Genomic DNA, 16,941 nt, shown 5'->3' with positions numbered 1-16,941 from the left:
AGGCGCGAAATTGTAGATAAATTCCGCGCCTGCTGCAACTACAAAAATGTTTCGGACGTTAGCCTTTTTCTACCTGGCTGAAATCCAGCTCGACAGGGGTAGCACGACCGAAGATGGACACAGAAACTTTCAGGCGGCTTTTTTCGTAATCCACCTCTTCCACCACACCGTTGAAGTCGGCAAACGGACCGTCGTTGACGCGTACCATTTCGCCCGGCTCGAACAGCGTTTTTGGACGCGGCTTATCACCCACCTGCTGCAGGCGGTTCATGATCGCATCCACTTCTTTATCGCTGATCGGCGCTGGACGGTCTGATGTACCACCAATGAAGCCCATCACACGCGGTACGCTACGCACCAAGTGCCAGCTGGCATCATTCATTACCATCTGAACCAGTACGTAACCTGGGAAGAATTTGCGCTCGCTTTTACGACGCTGGCCGCCACGGATTTCTACGACTTCTTCAGTCGGCACCATGACTTCGCCAAACAACTCTTCCATGTTGTGCAATTTGATGTGCTCACGCAGCGACTGGGCTACGCGGCCTTCGAAACCGGAAAACGCCTGCACGACGTACCAGCGTTTTTTTGGAGCTTCAGACATCTCAGAACCTCAGGCCAGTGATAAACGATACAAGGCGGACAAGAATACCATCCAGTCCCCACAAAATCAGTGACATCACGGCAGTTACCGCGGCAACGATTAACGTGGTGTGCAGCGTTTCCTGGCGAGTCGGCCAAATGACCTTACGCATCTCGGTTCTTGCTTCACGCGCAAACGCAACTGTCGCTTTGCCTTTCGTGGTCAGCAACGCAACGCCGCCTGCCACTGCAATCAGCACCACTACGGCCAGCGCACGTAACGGCAGTGTCACATCGCGGTAGTAGTAATTACCAACAATAGCGACAACCAGTAATACGGCAACGACCAGCCATTTTACGGTTTCCAGGCCGCGTCCGCTCCCTTGAGCTTCGGTATTCGCACTCATAAACCAACCTGCCACTATAATTCAGAAACTATTCTGCCCCGCATGGCGAGGCATCCAAACCGGGTAAGCTCTTAAGCCCTATCCCGGTATCCTGCACCGCTTAACAGAGCCTGTCTCAGCAATGATTATGACCGAAAATCACTGATGAGCCAGGTTCTATACAACAGCGTGCAAAAAGGGCATCAAATGATGCCCTTTCCGTGTGCATTGCGTCAAATGTTATCGGGATTAAGCGATAACTTTAGCAACAACGCCCGCACCAACGGTACGGCCGCCTTCGCGGATTGCGAAGCGCAGACCTTCGTCCATGGCGATCGGGTGAATCAGGGTTACAACCATTTTGATGTTGTCGCCCGGCATTACCATCTCTACGCCTTCCGGCAGTTCTACTGAACCAGTTACGTCAGTAGTACGGAAGTAGAACTGAGGACGGTAGCCTTTGAAGAACGGAGTATGACGGCCGCCTTCGTCTTTAGACAGTACGTACACTTCTGATTCGAACTGAGTGTGCGGCTTGATGGTGCCCGGCTTAGCCAGTACCTGACCACGCTGGATGTCTTCACGCTTGATACCACGCAGCAGAACACCACAGTTTTCACCCGCCTGACCCTGATCCAGCAGTTTGCGGAACATTTCAACGCCAGTACAGGTTGATTTCGCAGTCGCTTTGATACCAACGATTTCTACTTCGTCGCCAACTTTAACGATACCGCGCTCTACACGACCGGTTACTACAGTACCACGGCCAGAGATTGAGAATACGTCTTCGATCGGCAGCAGGAACGGCAGGTCGATTGCACGAACCGGATCCGGGATGTAAGTATCCAGGTGACCAGCCAGCTCAACGATCTTCGCTTCCCACTCTGCGTCGCCTTCCAGCGCTTTCAGAGCTGAACCACGCACGATCGGCGTGTCGTCGCCCGGGAAGTCGTACTGTGACAGCAGGTCACGAACTTCCATCTCAACCAGTTCCAGCAGCTCTTCGTCATCAACCATGTCACATTTGTTCAGGAACACGATGATGTACGGAACGCCTACCTGACGACCCAGCAGGATGTGCTCACGGGTCTGCGGCATCGGGCCGTCAGTCGCAGCAACAACCAGGATTGCGCCGTCCATCTGAGCAGCACCGGTGATCATGTTTTTCACGTAGTCGGCGTGGCCCGGGCAGTCAACGTGCGCGTAGTGGCGAGTCGGGGTTTCGTATTCAACGTGAGAAGTGTTGATGGTGATACCACGAGCTTTCTCTTCCGGCGCGTTGTCGATCTGGTCGAATGCACGAGCCTGGCCGCCGTAGGTTTTAGCCAGTACGGTGGTGATTGCAGCAGTCAGGGTGGTTTTACCGTGGTCAACGTGACCGATGGTGCCCACGTTTACGTGCAGTTTGTTACGTTGAAATTGCTCTTTAGCCATCGCTTGTCCCTCTAAGACATGGATATATCAAAGATATCGTCACATCAACCAGGCTATGCCTGACTGTTAGTTTTACAGAGAGAGAATCAGGAGAGAGATAAAGGAAGTGGTGCTGATACCCAGAGTCGAACTGGGGACCTCACCCTTACCAAGGGTGCGCTCTACCAACTGAGCCATATCAGCACATCTGGAGCGGGCAGCGGGAATCGAACCCGCATCATCAGCTTGGAAGGCTGAGGTAATAGCCATTATACGATGCCCGCATCCTGGAACTCGGCTACCTGTTCTTTCTGTAGCTTATGAATAATAAAAGAAGACCTTCTATTATTCGAGTTAGCCAGTGTTTCCGACTAACGTTGACTGTGCCAATGCTCAGTCTGAATTCGAAGGTGAGAGAATTGAACTCACCCATCAGACGACTTCATCTGACGCTCAACCAGGAGGTTGAGATGGTGGTGGGAGAAGGATTCGAACCTTCGAAGTCTGTGACGGCAGATTTACAGTCTGCTCCCTTTGGCCGCTCGGGAATCCCACCTACTTGATGGTGCCGGCTACCGGAATCGAACTGGTGACCTACTGATTACAAGTCAGTTGCTCTACCAACTGAGCTAAGCCGGCATCAAGTGACGCGCATTCTAGGAAGAGCGGATGCAGGATGCAACAAAAAAATTGCCAAAATTGCGCTATCGATTACTATTTGTGCAAATCCTCGCAAATCAAGCATAAAATGCAGCAAATTTGTTCAAGGGTGCTGCTTTTTTACCCGCGACAGACGTCCCCTTCCAGATAGATTTTTCTCTAAACCACTGCACAATTCTGAGTCATGCTGCCTTTTGTCTGTGCACGCGAATGTAAATTGCATAATTTTCTTTACTCACACCGCATTTTTTTGCTGGCCCGCAATTTGCTTGATTCAATCAACCAGTCCAAACAAGGAGGATTTCGCATGCAGATTATTTTACTCAATGCCGCCACCTTACCTCGATATCGCCATGCCCTGGCCGCGTTGATGATTGATGCGATCGCACACAATATGACGTCTTCATTTCGGCAATCGAGCGGACTGGAACAACAGCAGATAGCAGAACGTTACTTTCACAGCTTACGTGACCGCCTGGCGCGTCATGAATTGCTGCTGTGGGTTGCATTGAATGATTCAGGGCTTGTCGGCAGCGTGCAGCTCAGTATCTGCCAGCGTCCTGATGGCCAGAACCGCGCTGAGATCCTGCATTTGCTGGTTCATTCCCGTGCCAGGCGTGAGGGGATTGGCTATAAACTGATGCAGGCACTGGAGCAAAAAGCGGAAGCATGCCATCGCGGTCTGCTCTATCTGGATGTTATGGCGGGTTCTCCAGCGGAAGCCTTTTATCAGGCACAGGGGTATCATTATCTTGGCGAGTTGCCGGATTATTCGCTGCGTGCGGATGGGCATCCCCACCCCGGGGCTATCTATTACAAACGCCTGCGAGTGAGCGCACCAGAAACGGCTACGACAACCTACTGAGTGGCAAGAAAAATGTGGGCACGATTACGAAAGCGTGCTCGCGTTTATCATTTTGCTTCTTTTTAAAGTCACACTGGTGTTACCCTCCTGCCCATTGTTCTCGTTAAATTACCCCTGTGACGTGCAACTGAGTTCGACACATCGCTGTATGCCTGATGCTGCAAGGTGTAGATGAGCCAGAATTTGCGGTCAGATGCATGCTTATGAGTAAAAAGACGACGCCACTTACTACACCCTATCTACAGTTCAATCGTCAGCAATGGGCCGCCTTGCGTGATTCCGTGCCAATGACGCTGACTGAGGGTGAAATCGACCGGTTACGCGGCATCAACGAAGATCTCTCGCTGGAAGAGGTCGCAGAGATCTATTTGCCGTTATCACGCCTGTTAAATTTTTATATCAGTTCTAATCTGCGCCGCCAGGCCGTGCTTGAGCAGTTCCTGGGTACCAACGGGCAAAAAATCCCGTATATCATCAGCATTGCCGGTAGTGTCGCGGTGGGCAAAAGCACCACGGCACGCGTGTTGCAGGCATTGCTCAGCCGTTGGCCGGAACATCGCAAGGTAGAATTGATCACCACGGACGGCTTTCTCCACCCAAATGCGGTATTAAAAGAACGCGGGTTGATGAAAAAGAAAGGCTTTCCGCAATCCTACGATATGCATCGGTTGGTCAATTTTGTCTCCGACCTGAAATCCGGTGCCAATCAGGTGACCGCCCCGGTTTACTCACATCTGATTTATGATGTGATTCCGGATGGCGATAAAGTGGTTCAACAGCCCGATATTCTGATTCTTGAAGGTTTAAACGTCCTGCAAAGTGGTATGGATTATCCACACGATCCGCATCATGTATTTGTTTCGGATTTTGTCGACTTCTCCATATATGTGGATGCACCTGAAGATCTACTTGAAAGCTGGTATATCAATCGCTTCCTGAAATTTCGTGAAGGTGCTTTTAGCGATCCAGATTCATATTTCCATCATTATTCTCAACTGCCTGAAGAGGATGCTGTCGGTATCGCCCGCAGCCTGTGGAAAGAGATTAACTGGTTAAATCTTAAAGAAAATATTCTACCAACTCGTGAGCGGGCCAGCCTGATTATGACCAAATCAGCTGATCATGCCGTGCAACATGTACGTCTGAGAAAATAATCATACCAACAATGAAGCCCTGAACTTATCAGGGCTTCATTGTTATGAACGTATTGTCATAAAGCGCTAAATGACTGTGGGTTAATTATCAGGTCGTAATGAAATTTCGCCGCCAACCCAGGCTTTAACTTCACCCTCTTGCTCCAGTAATAACCCACCTTGTTTATCCACACCACGAGCTATGCCATGTACCTCGCGGTCGCCAATCAACAATTTTACCGGTCGATTAATGAAATTATCCAATGCATCCCAACGTTCAATGAAAGGGGCCAGCCCATCACGTTCAAATAACGGCAGCGCTTCCCGTAGGCTGTTAATCAATTGAGCAGATAACTGATTACGATCTATCTGAACACCCGCTTCCTGCAAGTTAATCCAACCCTGATTTATTTGTGATGCGCCTTCAGAACGCATGGCAAGGTTAATCCCCGCGCCAATAACAATCTGAGCCGCATCACCGGTTTTACCCGTCAGTTCCACCAGGATGCCGGCCAGTTTTCGATCGTGCAGATAGAGGTCATTTGGCCATTTGACACGGACATCCTTCGCGCCGAGTGACTGAATAACTTCAGCCATGACGATACCTATCACCAGACTCAGTCCCATCGCCGCAGCTGGCCCCTGCTCCAGACGCCAGTACATCGACATGTACAGATTAGCTCCGAAGGGGGAAAACCACTGCCTGCCACGCCGTCCTCGCCCTGCCTGCTGATACTCAGCAATACAGGCATCACCCGAAACCAGCTGATCCATACGATCGAGTAAATACTGATTCGTGGAGTCGATGACCGGAATGACAGCCAGGTTAGGCTGATCCAGACGCGACAAAATCTCGCTTTCATTCAGGAGTTGAACAGGAGCAGGCAGGCTATAACCTTTCCCGGTGACCGTATAAACGTCCAGTCCCCAGCTTTTCAGCGTTTGTACATGCTTATTGATCGCTGCCCGGCTCATCCCCAGAACTTCGCCCAATTGCTCACCCGAATGGAATTCGCCATCCGCCAGTAAAGCGACCAGTTTTAATGGGACAGTGTGGTCTTTCATGAGATCACCTCAACGGCATTGCATTCGCCTTGTGCACCAATAAAGCGAACTTCCGGCTCCAGCCAGACATTAAATTTTTCACCAACGTGGTTTCGTACTTCGCGTGCCAGTTGCACGATATCTTGCGGTGTCGCCTGATCTTCGTTGATCAATACCAGTGCCTGCTGACGATGCACAGCAGCACCACCAACCCGATACCCCTTCAACTGACACTGATCGATCAACCAGCCTGCAGCCAGCTTTACTTCACCATCGGGTTGAGGATAGAGCGGCAACGTCGGCCATTGTGCACATAACGTGGCGGCCTGGCTGGCGCTAACCAGAGGGTTTTTGAAGAAACTCCCCACATTACCCGTTACGCTGGGATCAGGTAATTTGCTCTGTCGCATCTGGCATACCGCAGTGAACACATCCCATGCGCTGGCCGTTGCAGGGTTGAGCCGTGCCAGGTCGCCGTAACTCAGCACGGGGCGCCATTGTTTTGCCAGACGCAATCCCACAGCCACAATGACGTAGTCATCTTTCATGGCGTGTTTGAAAATACTGTCGCGGTAACCAAATGCACACTCTTCGCGATGCAGGCGCACAATCTTCCCGGTGGACAAATGCACGGCCTCAACGTAATCACAGATGTCTTTGAATTCCACGCCGTAAGCGCCGATGTTTTGGATAGGAGCCGAACCGGCCATACCCGGGATCAGCGCCAGATTCTCCAGCCCCGTGATCCCTTTCTTTAAGGTATGCTCCACCAGTTGATGCCAGTTTTCTCCTGCACCAACATGCAACTGCCACGCTTCTGTATGCTCTTCGATAGCAATCCCTTTGATGGCATTGATAATGACGGTACCGTCAAAATCCTCAAGAAACAGCACATTGCTACCGCCTCCGAGCACCATATAAGGCTGTCCCTGCTGGACACAACTCTGCCATGCATCAATGATGGCCTTTGCAGTATCAGCAATAACGATATTTTTTGCACTGACCTCAAGGCCAAGCGTATTGAAAGCTTTAAGAGAAGTGTTGGGGCTGGACATTTCACGGCCTTAACTGATTAATCTGGCCGTAGTTTACCTGATCAGATCGTGGCGAGTGGGATGTTTTCGTGGTTTTTCATCATCAGCAAGACGATTCTCAAACGTAAAATCATCGCCGTCAGTCGGATCGGGACGTTTTTTTGATTTTTGCAGACGTAAAAAAGCCCTGAACGAAAGTTCAGGGCTTTTTTACTTATTTGATGCCTGGCAGTTCCCTACTCTCGCATGGGGAGACCCCACACTACCATCGGCGCTACGGCGTTTCACTTCTGAGTTCGGCATGGGGTCAGGTGGGACCACCGCGCTACAGCCGCCAGGCAAATTCTTTGTGCTCTGTCCTGTGTCTTTTGCACTGCTGCTGCGTTGGCTGCATTCGCGCTACTCCGTCACATACTCATGTATGCTCCTTCGTATCGTCTCATTTGCCGCCTTGCTTCAGCGCAAAATCCTTCGGACTTGACTCCGAGGACACAACGTAATCCGTTTGAACAATGCTGAAAATTCTTTGCGTCTCTCAACCAAAACGCCTCTGGCGTTGTAAGGTTAAGCCTCACGGGTCATTAGTACCGGTTAGCTCAATGCATCGCTGCACTTACACATCCGGCCTATCAACGTCGTCGTCTTCAACGTCCCTTCAGGACCCTCAAGGAGTCAGGGAGAACTCATCTCGGGGCAAGTTTCGTGCTTAGATGCTTTCAGCACTTATCTTTTCCGCACTTAGCTACCGGGCAATGCCATTGGCATGACAACCCGAACACCAGTGGTGCGTTCACTCCGGTCCTCTCGTACTAGGAGCAACCCCCCTCAATTCTCCAGCGCCCACGGCAGATAGGGACCGAACTGTCTCACGACGTTCTAAACCCAGCTCGCGTACCACTTTAAACGGCGAACAGCCGTACCCTTGGGACCTACTTCAGCCCCAGGATGTGATGAGCCGACATCGAGGTGCCAAACACCGCCGTCGATATGAACTCTTGGGCGGTATCAGCCTGTTATCCCCGGAGTACCTTTTATCCGTTGAGCGATGGCCCTTCCATTCAGAACCACCGGATCACTATGACCTGCTTTCGCACCTGCTCGAGCCGTCACTCTCGCAGTCAAGCTGGCTTATGCCATTGCACTAACCTCCTGATGTCCGACCAGGATTAGCCAACCTTCGTGCTCCTCCGTTACACTTTGGGAGGAGACCGCCCCAGTCAAACTACCCACCAGACACTGTCCGCAGCCCGGATTACGGGCCTACGTTAGAACATCAAACATTAAAGGGTGGTATTTCAAGGTTGGCTCCACGCAGACTGGCGTCCACGCTTCAAAGCCTCCCACCTATCCTACACATCAAGGCTCAATGTTCAGTGTCAAGCTATAGTAAAGGTTCACGGGGTCTTTCCGTCTTGCCGCGGGTACACTGCATCTTCACAGCGATTTCAATTTCACTGAGTCTCGGGTGGAGACAGCCTGGCCATCATTACGCCATTCGTGCAGGTCGGAACTTACCCGACAAGGAATTTCGCTACCTTAGGACCGTTATAGTTACGGCCGCCGTTTACCGGGGCTTCGATCAAGAGCTTCTCCTTACGGATAACCCCATCAATTAACCTTCCGGCACCGGGCAGGCGTCACACCGTATACGTCCACTTTCGTGTTTGCACAGTGCTGTGTTTTTAATAAACAGTTGCAGCCAGCTGGTATCTTCGACTGGCTTCAGCTCCGGGAGCAAGTCCCTTCACCTAATGCCAGCGTGCCTTCTCCCGAAGTTACGGCACCATTTTGCCTAGTTCCTTCACCCGAGTTCTCTCAAGCGCCTTGGTATTCTCTACCTGACCACCTGTGTCGGTTTGGGGTACGATTTCGTGTTACCTGGAGCTTAGAGGCTTTTCCTGGAAGCAGGGCATCAGTTACTTCACCACCGTAGTGGCTCGTCATCACGCCTCAGCATAAAGCGCACCGGATTTGCCTGGTACACATGCCTACACGCTTAAACCGGGACAACCGTCGCCCGGATAACCTAGCCTTCTCCGTCCCCCCTTCGCAGTAACACCAAGTACAGGAATATTAACCTGTTTCCCATCGACTACGCTTTTCAGCCTCGCCTTAGGGGTCGACTCACCCTGCCCCGATTAACGTTGGACAGGAACCCTTGGTCTTCCGGCGAGCGGGCTTTTCACCCGCTTTATCGTTACTTATGTCAGCATTCGCACTTCTGATACCTCCAGCAGACCTCACAGTCCACCTTCAACGGCTTACAGAACGCTCCCCTACCCAACAACACATAGTGTCGCTGCCGCAGCTTCGGTGCATGGTTTAGCCCCGTTACATCTTCCGCGCAGGCCGACTCGACCAGTGAGCTATTACGCTTTCTTTAAATGATGGCTGCTTCTAAGCCAACATCCTGGCTGTCTGGGCCTTCCCACATCGTTTCCCACTTAACCATGACTTTGGGACCTTAGCTGGCGGTCTGGGTTGTTTCCCTCTTCACGACGGACGTTAGCACCCGCCGTGTGTCTCCCGTGATAACATTCTCCGGTATTCGCAGTTTGCATCGGGTTGGTAAGCCGGGATGGCCCCCTAGCCGAAACAGTGCTCTACCCCCGGAGATGAATTCACGAGGCGCTACCTAAATAGCTTTCGGGGAGAACCAGCTATCTCCCGGTTTGATTGGCCTTTCACCCCCAGCCACAAGTCATCCGCTAATTTTTCAACATTAGTCGGTTCGGTCCTCCAGTTAGTGTTACCCAACCTTCAACCTGCCCATGGCTAGATCACCGGGTTTCGGGTCTATACCCTGCAACTTAACGCCCAGTTAAGACTCGGTTTCCCTGCGGCTCCCCTATACGGTTAACCTTGCTACAGAATATAAGTCGCTGACCCATTATACAAAAGGTACGCAGTCACCTAACAAGTAGGCTCCCACTGCTTGTACGTACACGGTTTCAGGTTCTGTTTCACTCCCCTCGCCGGGGTTCTTTTCGCCTTTCCCTCACGGTACTGGTTCACTATCGGTCAGTCAGGAGTATTTAGCCTTGGAGGATGGTCCCCCCATATTCAGACAGGATACCACGTGTCCCGCCCTACTCATCGAACTCACAGCAAGTGTATCTTCGTGTACGGGAGTATCACCCTGTACCCTGCGACTTTCCAGACGCTTCCACTGACACACAAACTGATTCAGGTTCTGGGCTGTTCCCCGTTCGCTCGCCGCTACTGGGGGAATCTCGGTTGATTTCTTTTCCTCGGGGTACTTAGATGTTTCAGTTCCCCCGGTTCGCCTCGTTAACCTATGTATTCAGTTAACGATAGTGCACAAGTGCACTGGGTTTCCCCATTCGGACATCGTCGGCTGTAGCGGTTCATATCACCTTACCGACGCTTTTCGCAGATTAGCACGTCCTTCATCGCCTCTGACTGCCAGGGCATCCACCGTGTACGCTTAGTCGCTTAACCTCACAACCCACAGACGTTTTCACGCATGCAGACTGCAAGCATTTGAGAGACTCGAACACATCGCTTTCATTTCTTATTACGGAGAAATGAAACAACGTGTCGTTTCAAATTTTCAGCTTGTTCCGGATTGTTAAAGAGCAAATATCTCAAACATGACTCGTAAGCCAGTTTTGAGATACTGAGCAGCGACACCTTTCACCTGTCACCAAGCAAGTGGCGTCCCCTAGGGGATTCGAACCCCTGTTGCCGCCGTGAAAGGGCGGAGTCCTAACCGCTAGACGAAGGGGACACATGAAGTGTCACGACTTCGCAGCCGTCTTGCTCATTACGTTTTCATCAGACAATCTGTGTGAGCACTTCGAAGGAAGGTATCTTCAGGTAAGGAGGTGATCCAACCGCAGGTTCCCCTACGGTTACCTTGTTACGACTTCACCCCAGTCATGAATCACAAAGTGGTAAGCGCCCTCCCGAAGGTTAAGCTACCTACTTCTTTTGCAACCCACTCCCATGGTGTGACGGGCGGTGTGTACAAGGCCCGGGAACGTATTCACCGTAGCATTCTGATCTACGATTACTAGCGATTCCGACTTCATGGAGTCGAGTTGCAGACTCCAATCCGGACTACGACGCACTTTATGAGGTCCGCTTGCTCTCGCGAGGTCGCTTCTCTTTGTATGCGCCATTGTAGCACGTGTGTAGCCCTGGCCGTAAGGGCCATGATGACTTGACGTCATCCCCACCTTCCTCCGGTTTATCACCGGCAGTCTCCTTTGAGTTCCCGACCGAATCGCTGGCAACAAAGGATAAGGGTTGCGCTCGTTGCGGGACTTAACCCAACATTTCACAACACGAGCTGACGACAGCCATGCAGCACCTGTCTCAGAGTTCCCGAAGGCACCAAAGCATCTCTGCTAAGTTCTCTGGATGTCAAGGCCAGGTAAGGTTCTTCGCGTTGCATCGAATTAAACCACATGCTCCACCGCTTGTGCGGGCCCCCGTCAATTCATTTGAGTTTTAACCTTGCGGCCGTACTCCCCAGGCGGTCGACTTAACGCGTTAGCTCCGGAAGCCACGCCTCAAGGGCACAACCTCCAAGTCGACATCGTTTACAGCGTGGACTACCAGGGTATCTAATCCTGTTTGCTCCCCACGCTTTCGCACCTGAGCGTCAGTCTCTGTCCAGGGGGCCGCCTTCGCCACCGGTATTCCTCCAGATCTCTACGCATTTCACCGCTACACCTGGAATTCTACCCCCCTCTACAAGACTCTAGCCTGCCAGTTTCGAATGCAGTTCCCAGGTTAAGCCCGGGGATTTCACATCCGACTTGACAGACCGCCTGCGTGCGCTTTACGCCCAGTAATTCCGATTAACGCTTGCACCCTCCGTATTACCGCGGCTGCTGGCACGGAGTTAGCCGGTGCTTCTTCTGCGGGTAACGTCAATTGCTGAAGTTATTAACTCCAACACCTTCCTCCCCGCTGAAAGTACTTTACAACCCGAAGGCCTTCTTCATACACGCGGCATGGCTGCATCAGGCTTGCGCCCATTGTGCAATATTCCCCACTGCTGCCTCCCGTAGGAGTCTGGACCGTGTCTCAGTTCCAGTGTGGCTGGTCATCCTCTCAGACCAGCTAGGGATCGTCGCCTAGGTGAGCCGTTACCCCACCTACTAGCTAATCCCATCTGGGTTCATCCGATGGTGTGAGGCCCGAAGGTCCCCCACTTTGGTCTTGCGACGTTATGCGGTATTAGCTACCGTTTCCAGTAGTTATCCCCCTCCATCGGGCAGATCCCCAGACATTACTCACCCGTCCGCCACTCGTCACCCAAGGAGCAAGCTCCTCTGTGCTACCGTTCGACTTGCATGTGTTAGGCCTGCCGCCAGCGTTCAATCTGAGCCATGATCAAACTCTTCAATTTAAGTTTGATGCTCAAAGAATTAAACTTCGTAATGAATTACGTGTTCACTCTTGAGACTTGATATTTTTTAAGTCCGTAGACTTTTGATATCAATCCTGCGAGTGCCCACACAGATTGTCTGATAAATTGTTAAAGAGCAGTGCGAGCAGCGGGTTAACCGTCTGTCGCGAGGTGGCGTATATTACGCTTTCCTCCTTCAGAGTCAATCACTTTTTTCAGCGATTTTCTCTGGCGGGATGAATCACTTCGTCCCTCGCTGACCGTCTGCGTTACCGCTTTGCCGTGTCAGTGGAGGCGCATTATAGGGAGATAATTCTGACTGACAAGCGTTTATTGCAAAAAAATTATCGTTCGGCCTAAATTTCACCAAAGTGGCTTATTTCACAACGATTTGCCTGGTAACTGCACAAAATCCTGGGCAAAAAGCGCGACTTTTTGCCAATCGGTGTATTCCACTTCTTTTGATGTATCCGTTTCCCCACCCGTCATACGCATAATCAACTGAATCATGATGCGATCGAACCAGCGATAGCGCGGATAACGCAGCGCTCCGGCAAACACCGCACAGCAGTCAGGCTGCCAGGGAGACTGGGCCAGAAACTTATGCGTATAAGCATTGGTTTCCGGCGTACATTTATCGGCTTTGCGTGCCGTCAGGTTCACACTAAAGAAACCACTGACACGCTGCTGCAACTCTGCCCGGTGCTGAGTAACAAACTTCATTAATGCCGGATGAAAATGGCCATAGCGGATCGACGCACCAATCAGCACCCGATCATACTGCGCCCAGTCAAGCGTCGCTGCCTGTGATATCTCAATCACATCACACAACTGCTGCGGTGCCAGACTTTGCGCAATGCGTCCGGCAATTTTCTGGGTTTGCCCGTCACGGCTGGAATAAACAATCAACGCTTTCATTACACTATCCCGTGTTTTCACTCGCGCCAGAAGGTCGGGGTGAAGAGAACCAGCAAAGTAAACACCTCAAGGCGGCCAAACAACATGGTCGAAATCAAAATCCACTTCGCCACATCATTCATCGAAGCAAAGTTATCGGCGACCACCCCTAATCCCGGTCCGAGGTTATTGAGGGTCGCGGCAACAGCAGCAAAGGCAGAGAAGTCATCCACACCGGTGGCGATGATTGCCAGCATGCTCACCAGGAACACCAGCGCATAAGCAGAGAAGAAGCCCCATACCGCTTCCAGAATACGCTCCGGTAACGCACGGTTGCCTAACTTAATAGTGTAAACCGCATTGGGATGCACAAGACGCTTCAGCTCACGAGAGCCTTGTTTGCACAGCAACAGAATACGAATGACCTTCAGACCACCGCCGGTAGACCCCGCACAGCCACCGATAAAGGCGGAACACAACAACAGCACCGGCAAGAACAGCGGCCAACGGGCAATGCTGTCCGTGGTGAATCCGGCGGTGGTGGCCATGGAGACCACCTGGAAAAAGGCCTGGTTCAGGGTTTGTAAGCCACTGGAATAAACGTCATGGAACCACAGCACCACGGTGCAAATCACCACCAGCGTCAGCTGCACACCAATAAACATGCGGAACTCAGGATCGCGCCAGTACACTTTCAGGCTACGGCCGCTTAATAAAGAGAAGTGCAAACCGTAGTTACAGCCTGAGATCAGCAGAAATATCGCGACGATGGTATTGATCGTCGGGCTGTTGAAGTAACCAATGCTGGCATCATGCGTCGAGAAGCCACCGATGGCGATGGTAGAAAAACTATGGCCGATAGCGTCGAACACCGGCATCCCCGCCAGCCACAGCGCCACAGCACAGGCCACGGTCAGCAGAACATAGATCAGCCACAGGGTTTTAGCCGTCTCTGCAATACGCGGGCGCATTTTGTTATCTTTCAGGGGGCCGGGCATTTCCGCACGATACAACTGCATCCCACCCACCCCGAGGATCGGCAGAATCGCCACCGCCAGTACGATGATCCCCATCCCCCCCAGCCATTGCAGCATCTGACGATAGAACAGAATCGCTTTGGGTAACGAATCCAGCCCCACCAGCGTTGTCGCACCGGTGGTGGTTAAACCGGAAAAGGATTCAAAGAACGCGTCGGTCACTGACAGGTGTGGCTGCTCGGCAAACATAAACGGCATCGCCCCCACACTGCCCAGCACGGTCCAGAACAGCACCACAATCAAAAAACCTTCACGCGGCTTCAGCTCGGTTTTCTGTTTGCGGTTTGGCCACCACAGCAGTGAACCAATGACGATGGCCATCATAAAGGTCTGACTGAACGCCCGTCCGGCACCGTCACGATAAATTAAGGCCACCAGACCAGGCAGGATCATGGTTACTGAGAACAAAATCACCAGCAGGCCCACAATGCGGGTAATGGCGCGAAAATGCATTCAGCCTTTTCCTTTCAAAGAGATATGCTTGAATTTTCCAGCGGGATGAGCGTCAGCACGCCCCGACTGTAATCAGAGAGGTTTTGCCGAAAGCCATCGATCTGACTATGCGGTAATGCCAGGCGCAGCGTAATGCGATCCAGATAATGGCTCTCTTCGACCTTGCCGTCAAAACGCTGCAACAGGCGCTCAATATCGCTGAGCTGCGCATAGTCGCATTGCAGGGTAAAAGATTGCATCGGCACCTTACGACAACGCACCAGCTGTTTTAATCCCTGCTGCACCCCGCCGCCATAGGCTTTCACCAGCCCGCCGGTGCCCAGCATGATGCCACCGTAATACCGCACTACCACTGCGGTGATTTCACCGACACCGCTGCCCATCAGCTGCGCCAGCATCGGTTTTCCCGCCGTACCCGAGGGTTCCCCATCATCAGAAAAACCCAACTGCTGCGAATCATCGGGCGCGCCCGCCACCCATGCCCAACAATGATGCCGTGCCGTCGGGTGTTCAGCTTTGACCTGCTGAACAAAGGCGCGCGCCGCTTCGACGCCGTCGGTGTGTGCCAACAGCGTGATAAAGCGGCTTTTTTTGATGGTTTCCTCGCTGAGGCTAACCGCCTCAGCGGGAATGTCATAAGCGTCCATCAGGCCAGATGCAGATCGCGCGTCATGTTTTCAATCCGGTTGGCGTGGATGACCACGTTATCCTCAATGCGAATACCGCCATACGGCTTCAGCGCATCAATCGCCTGCCAGTCAAAGTGCGCCTGGTACTTACCAGTACGCAGGGTGGCCAGCAGTGAATCGATAATGTAGAAGCCCGGTTCGATGGTCATCACCATGCCTGGTTCAAGCACGCGGGTGCAGCGCAGATACGGATACTGTGCCGGAGCGGCCAGATGCGTACCGTTATCATCCTGCATAAAACCGGCCACGTCATGCACCTGAAGGCCCAGTGGGTGACCCAGGCCATGCGGCATAAACGGCCCGGTTAAGTCTTCCGCTACCAGCGTCTCTTCGCTCAGTCCTTTCACCAGTTCAAACTTCAGCAGCATACGCGCAATACGTTGATGCATCTGTAGATGATAATCGGTATAACGCACGCCCGCCTTGAGGGTAGCGATCAACGCCAGTTCCTCTTTGTTCATCGTCTCGACCATCTCGGCATAGCGCGATTTCGTCTGCCCGGCATAACTGCGCGTCAGATCGGCTGCATAACCCAGGTACTCGGCACCGGCATCAATCAAAAAGCTGTGGCGTTTCGCGGGCGGCTGATGATCCAGTTTGGTGTAATGCAGCACGGCGGCATGTTCATTCAACGCGATGATGTTGCCGTAAGGCACATCGATATCACGGTGGCCGGTCGCGCTCAGGTAGGCGATATTGATATCGAACTCGCTCATGCCAGAGAAGAAGGCTTCTTTGGCGGCACGGTGTCCCGCCACCGCCAGCTTCTGCGCTTCACGCATACAGGCCAGTTCATAATCGGTTTTGATGCTGCGATGGTAATGCAGGAAATCAATTACCCCTTGCGGGTTGATGCTATCTGCCTTGATACCCAACTGAGTGGCACGCGTCGGTACAGGCCCGATATAGGCCACATTGTCGCGCTGGGCCGGAAGTAGCTGTGCAATTTCATCAGCATTTTTCAGACCGATAACCTCAACGTCACCGGTCCAAAAGCTGTTTGGCAGCGGCTCCACGTTGTGCCAGTAGTCCACCGGCGAATAGAACCACAGTTTCGGTTTATTCACGCCGTCGATCCATAACCAGCAGTTAGGCACCTGCGTCACCGGCACCCAGGCTTTGAACTGCGGGTTAACCTTAAACGGGTAGTCGTGATCGTCGAGGAACACGGTCAGCAGCTCGCCAGAATGAATCAGCATGGCATCGAGTTTAAAACGCGCCAGCACCTGCTGCGCACGCTGTTGCAGCGTATTGATATGCGCATGATACAGGCTTTTCAGTGAATCCATGAACTTGTCTCCAATATCGCGAAAATGGCCGCAGTGTAGCATAGCCGCGTTCGTGATGCCGTGCCCCTGCACGCTG

At 52.3% G+C, this 16,941-nt stretch carries 11 protein-coding genes, 5 tRNA genes and 3 rRNA genes; 2 read left to right on the top strand and 17 right to left on the bottom strand.

The annotated features are described in order from the left end of the window. Window positions 1–58: 58 nt before the first annotated feature. The 7 genes from nusG to PAT9B_RS01045 form a co-directional block, all read right to left on the bottom strand. The gene (gene nusG / locus PAT9B_RS01075; RefSeq protein ID WP_013507400.1) at window positions 59–604 is read right to left on the bottom strand and encodes a transcription termination/antitermination protein NusG; all 546 of its coding nucleotides are present in this window, start codon (window positions 602–604) and stop codon (window positions 59–61) included. 1 nt (window position 605) lies between these two features. Further along, window positions 606–989 (bottom strand): preprotein translocase subunit SecE, encoded by a 384-nt coding sequence (gene secE, locus PAT9B_RS01070; protein WP_013507399.1) that lies wholly within the window; start codon window positions 987–989, stop codon window positions 606–608. 228 nt (window positions 990–1,217) lie between these two features. Beyond that, entirely contained in the window at window positions 1,218–2,402 is a 1,185-nt protein-coding gene (gene tuf, locus PAT9B_RS01065; protein WP_013507398.1) for an elongation factor Tu, read from the bottom strand. A 107-nt stretch (window positions 2,403–2,509) separates the two neighbouring features. Beyond that, window positions 2,510–2,585: transfer RNA gene (locus PAT9B_RS01060), tRNA-Thr, on the bottom strand. Between the two features lie 5 nt (window positions 2,586–2,590). Continuing rightward, window positions 2,591–2,665 (bottom strand) — tRNA-Gly (locus tag PAT9B_RS01055). Between the two features lie 187 nt (window positions 2,666–2,852). Continuing rightward, a tRNA-Tyr gene (locus tag PAT9B_RS01050) sits at window positions 2,853–2,937 on the bottom strand. A gap of 7 nt (window positions 2,938–2,944) precedes the next feature. Further along, window positions 2,945–3,020: transfer RNA gene (locus PAT9B_RS01045), tRNA-Thr, on the bottom strand. Between the two features lie 328 nt (window positions 3,021–3,348). Between PAT9B_RS01045 and PAT9B_RS01040 the strand changes: the two genes are divergently transcribed. After that, a complete protein-coding gene (locus PAT9B_RS01040) occupies window positions 3,349–3,906 on the top strand; it encodes a GNAT family N-acetyltransferase (protein WP_013507397.1) in 558 nt (185 codons plus the stop codon). A 203-nt stretch (window positions 3,907–4,109) separates the two neighbouring features. Then, window positions 4,110–5,060 (top strand): type I pantothenate kinase, encoded by a 951-nt coding sequence (gene coaA, locus PAT9B_RS01035; RefSeq protein WP_041525719.1) that lies wholly within the window; start codon window positions 4,110–4,112, stop codon window positions 5,058–5,060. An 81-nt stretch (window positions 5,061–5,141) separates the two neighbouring features. Here coaA and birA read toward each other — a convergent pair whose 3' ends face one another. From birA to pepQ, 10 genes are all read right to left on the bottom strand, one after another. After that, complete coding sequence (gene birA, locus PAT9B_RS01030; protein WP_013507395.1) at window positions 5,142–6,104, bottom strand: bifunctional biotin--[acetyl-CoA-carboxylase] ligase/biotin operon repressor BirA; 963 nt, start codon at window positions 6,102–6,104, stop codon at window positions 5,142–5,144. Continuing rightward, window positions 6,101–7,138 (bottom strand): UDP-N-acetylmuramate dehydrogenase, encoded by a 1,038-nt coding sequence (murB, locus tag PAT9B_RS01025; protein ID WP_013507394.1) that lies wholly within the window; start codon window positions 7,136–7,138, stop codon window positions 6,101–6,103. The genes birA and murB overlap by 4 nt, the downstream gene beginning before the upstream one ends. Window positions 7,139–7,340: 202 nt before the next feature. Beyond that, window positions 7,341–7,456, bottom strand: a 5S ribosomal RNA gene (gene rrf / locus PAT9B_RS01020). A 221-nt stretch (window positions 7,457–7,677) separates the two neighbouring features. Continuing rightward, window positions 7,678–10,579: ribosomal RNA gene (locus PAT9B_RS01015) — 23S ribosomal RNA — on the bottom strand. Between the two features lie 214 nt (window positions 10,580–10,793). Next, window positions 10,794–10,868: transfer RNA gene (locus PAT9B_RS01010), tRNA-Glu, on the bottom strand. Window positions 10,869–10,958: 90 nt separating this feature from the next. Further along, window positions 10,959–12,500 (bottom strand): 16S ribosomal RNA (locus PAT9B_RS01005). Together the 16S, 23S and 5S rRNA genes with 1 tRNA gene alongside form the textbook arrangement of a ribosomal RNA operon. A 381-nt stretch (window positions 12,501–12,881) precedes the next feature. Then, a complete protein-coding gene (gene hemG, locus PAT9B_RS01000) occupies window positions 12,882–13,418 on the bottom strand; it encodes a menaquinone-dependent protoporphyrinogen IX dehydrogenase (RefSeq protein WP_013507393.1) in 537 nt (178 codons plus the stop codon). Between the two features lie 17 nt (window positions 13,419–13,435). Then, complete coding sequence (gene trkH, locus PAT9B_RS00995; protein WP_013507392.1) at window positions 13,436–14,887, bottom strand: Trk system potassium transporter TrkH; 1,452 nt, start codon at window positions 14,885–14,887, stop codon at window positions 13,436–13,438. A 14-nt stretch (window positions 14,888–14,901) separates the two neighbouring features. Continuing rightward, a complete protein-coding gene (locus PAT9B_RS00990) occupies window positions 14,902–15,534 on the bottom strand; it encodes an IMPACT family protein (RefSeq protein ID WP_013507391.1) in 633 nt (210 codons plus the stop codon). Then, entirely contained in the window at window positions 15,534–16,865 is a 1,332-nt protein-coding gene (pepQ, locus tag PAT9B_RS00985; RefSeq protein WP_013507390.1) for a Xaa-Pro dipeptidase, read from the bottom strand. The genes PAT9B_RS00990 and pepQ overlap by 1 nt, the downstream gene beginning before the upstream one ends. Between the last annotated feature and the right edge of the window lie 76 nt (window positions 16,866–16,941).

Source organism: Pantoea sp. At-9b (assembly GCF_000175935.2).
In the GTDB taxonomy this organism is placed as follows: domain Bacteria; phylum Pseudomonadota; class Gammaproteobacteria; order Enterobacterales; family Enterobacteriaceae; genus Pantoea.
Note: the sequence above shows the minus strand (reverse complement) of the source record. Positions and strands in the feature narration are given on the sequence as shown.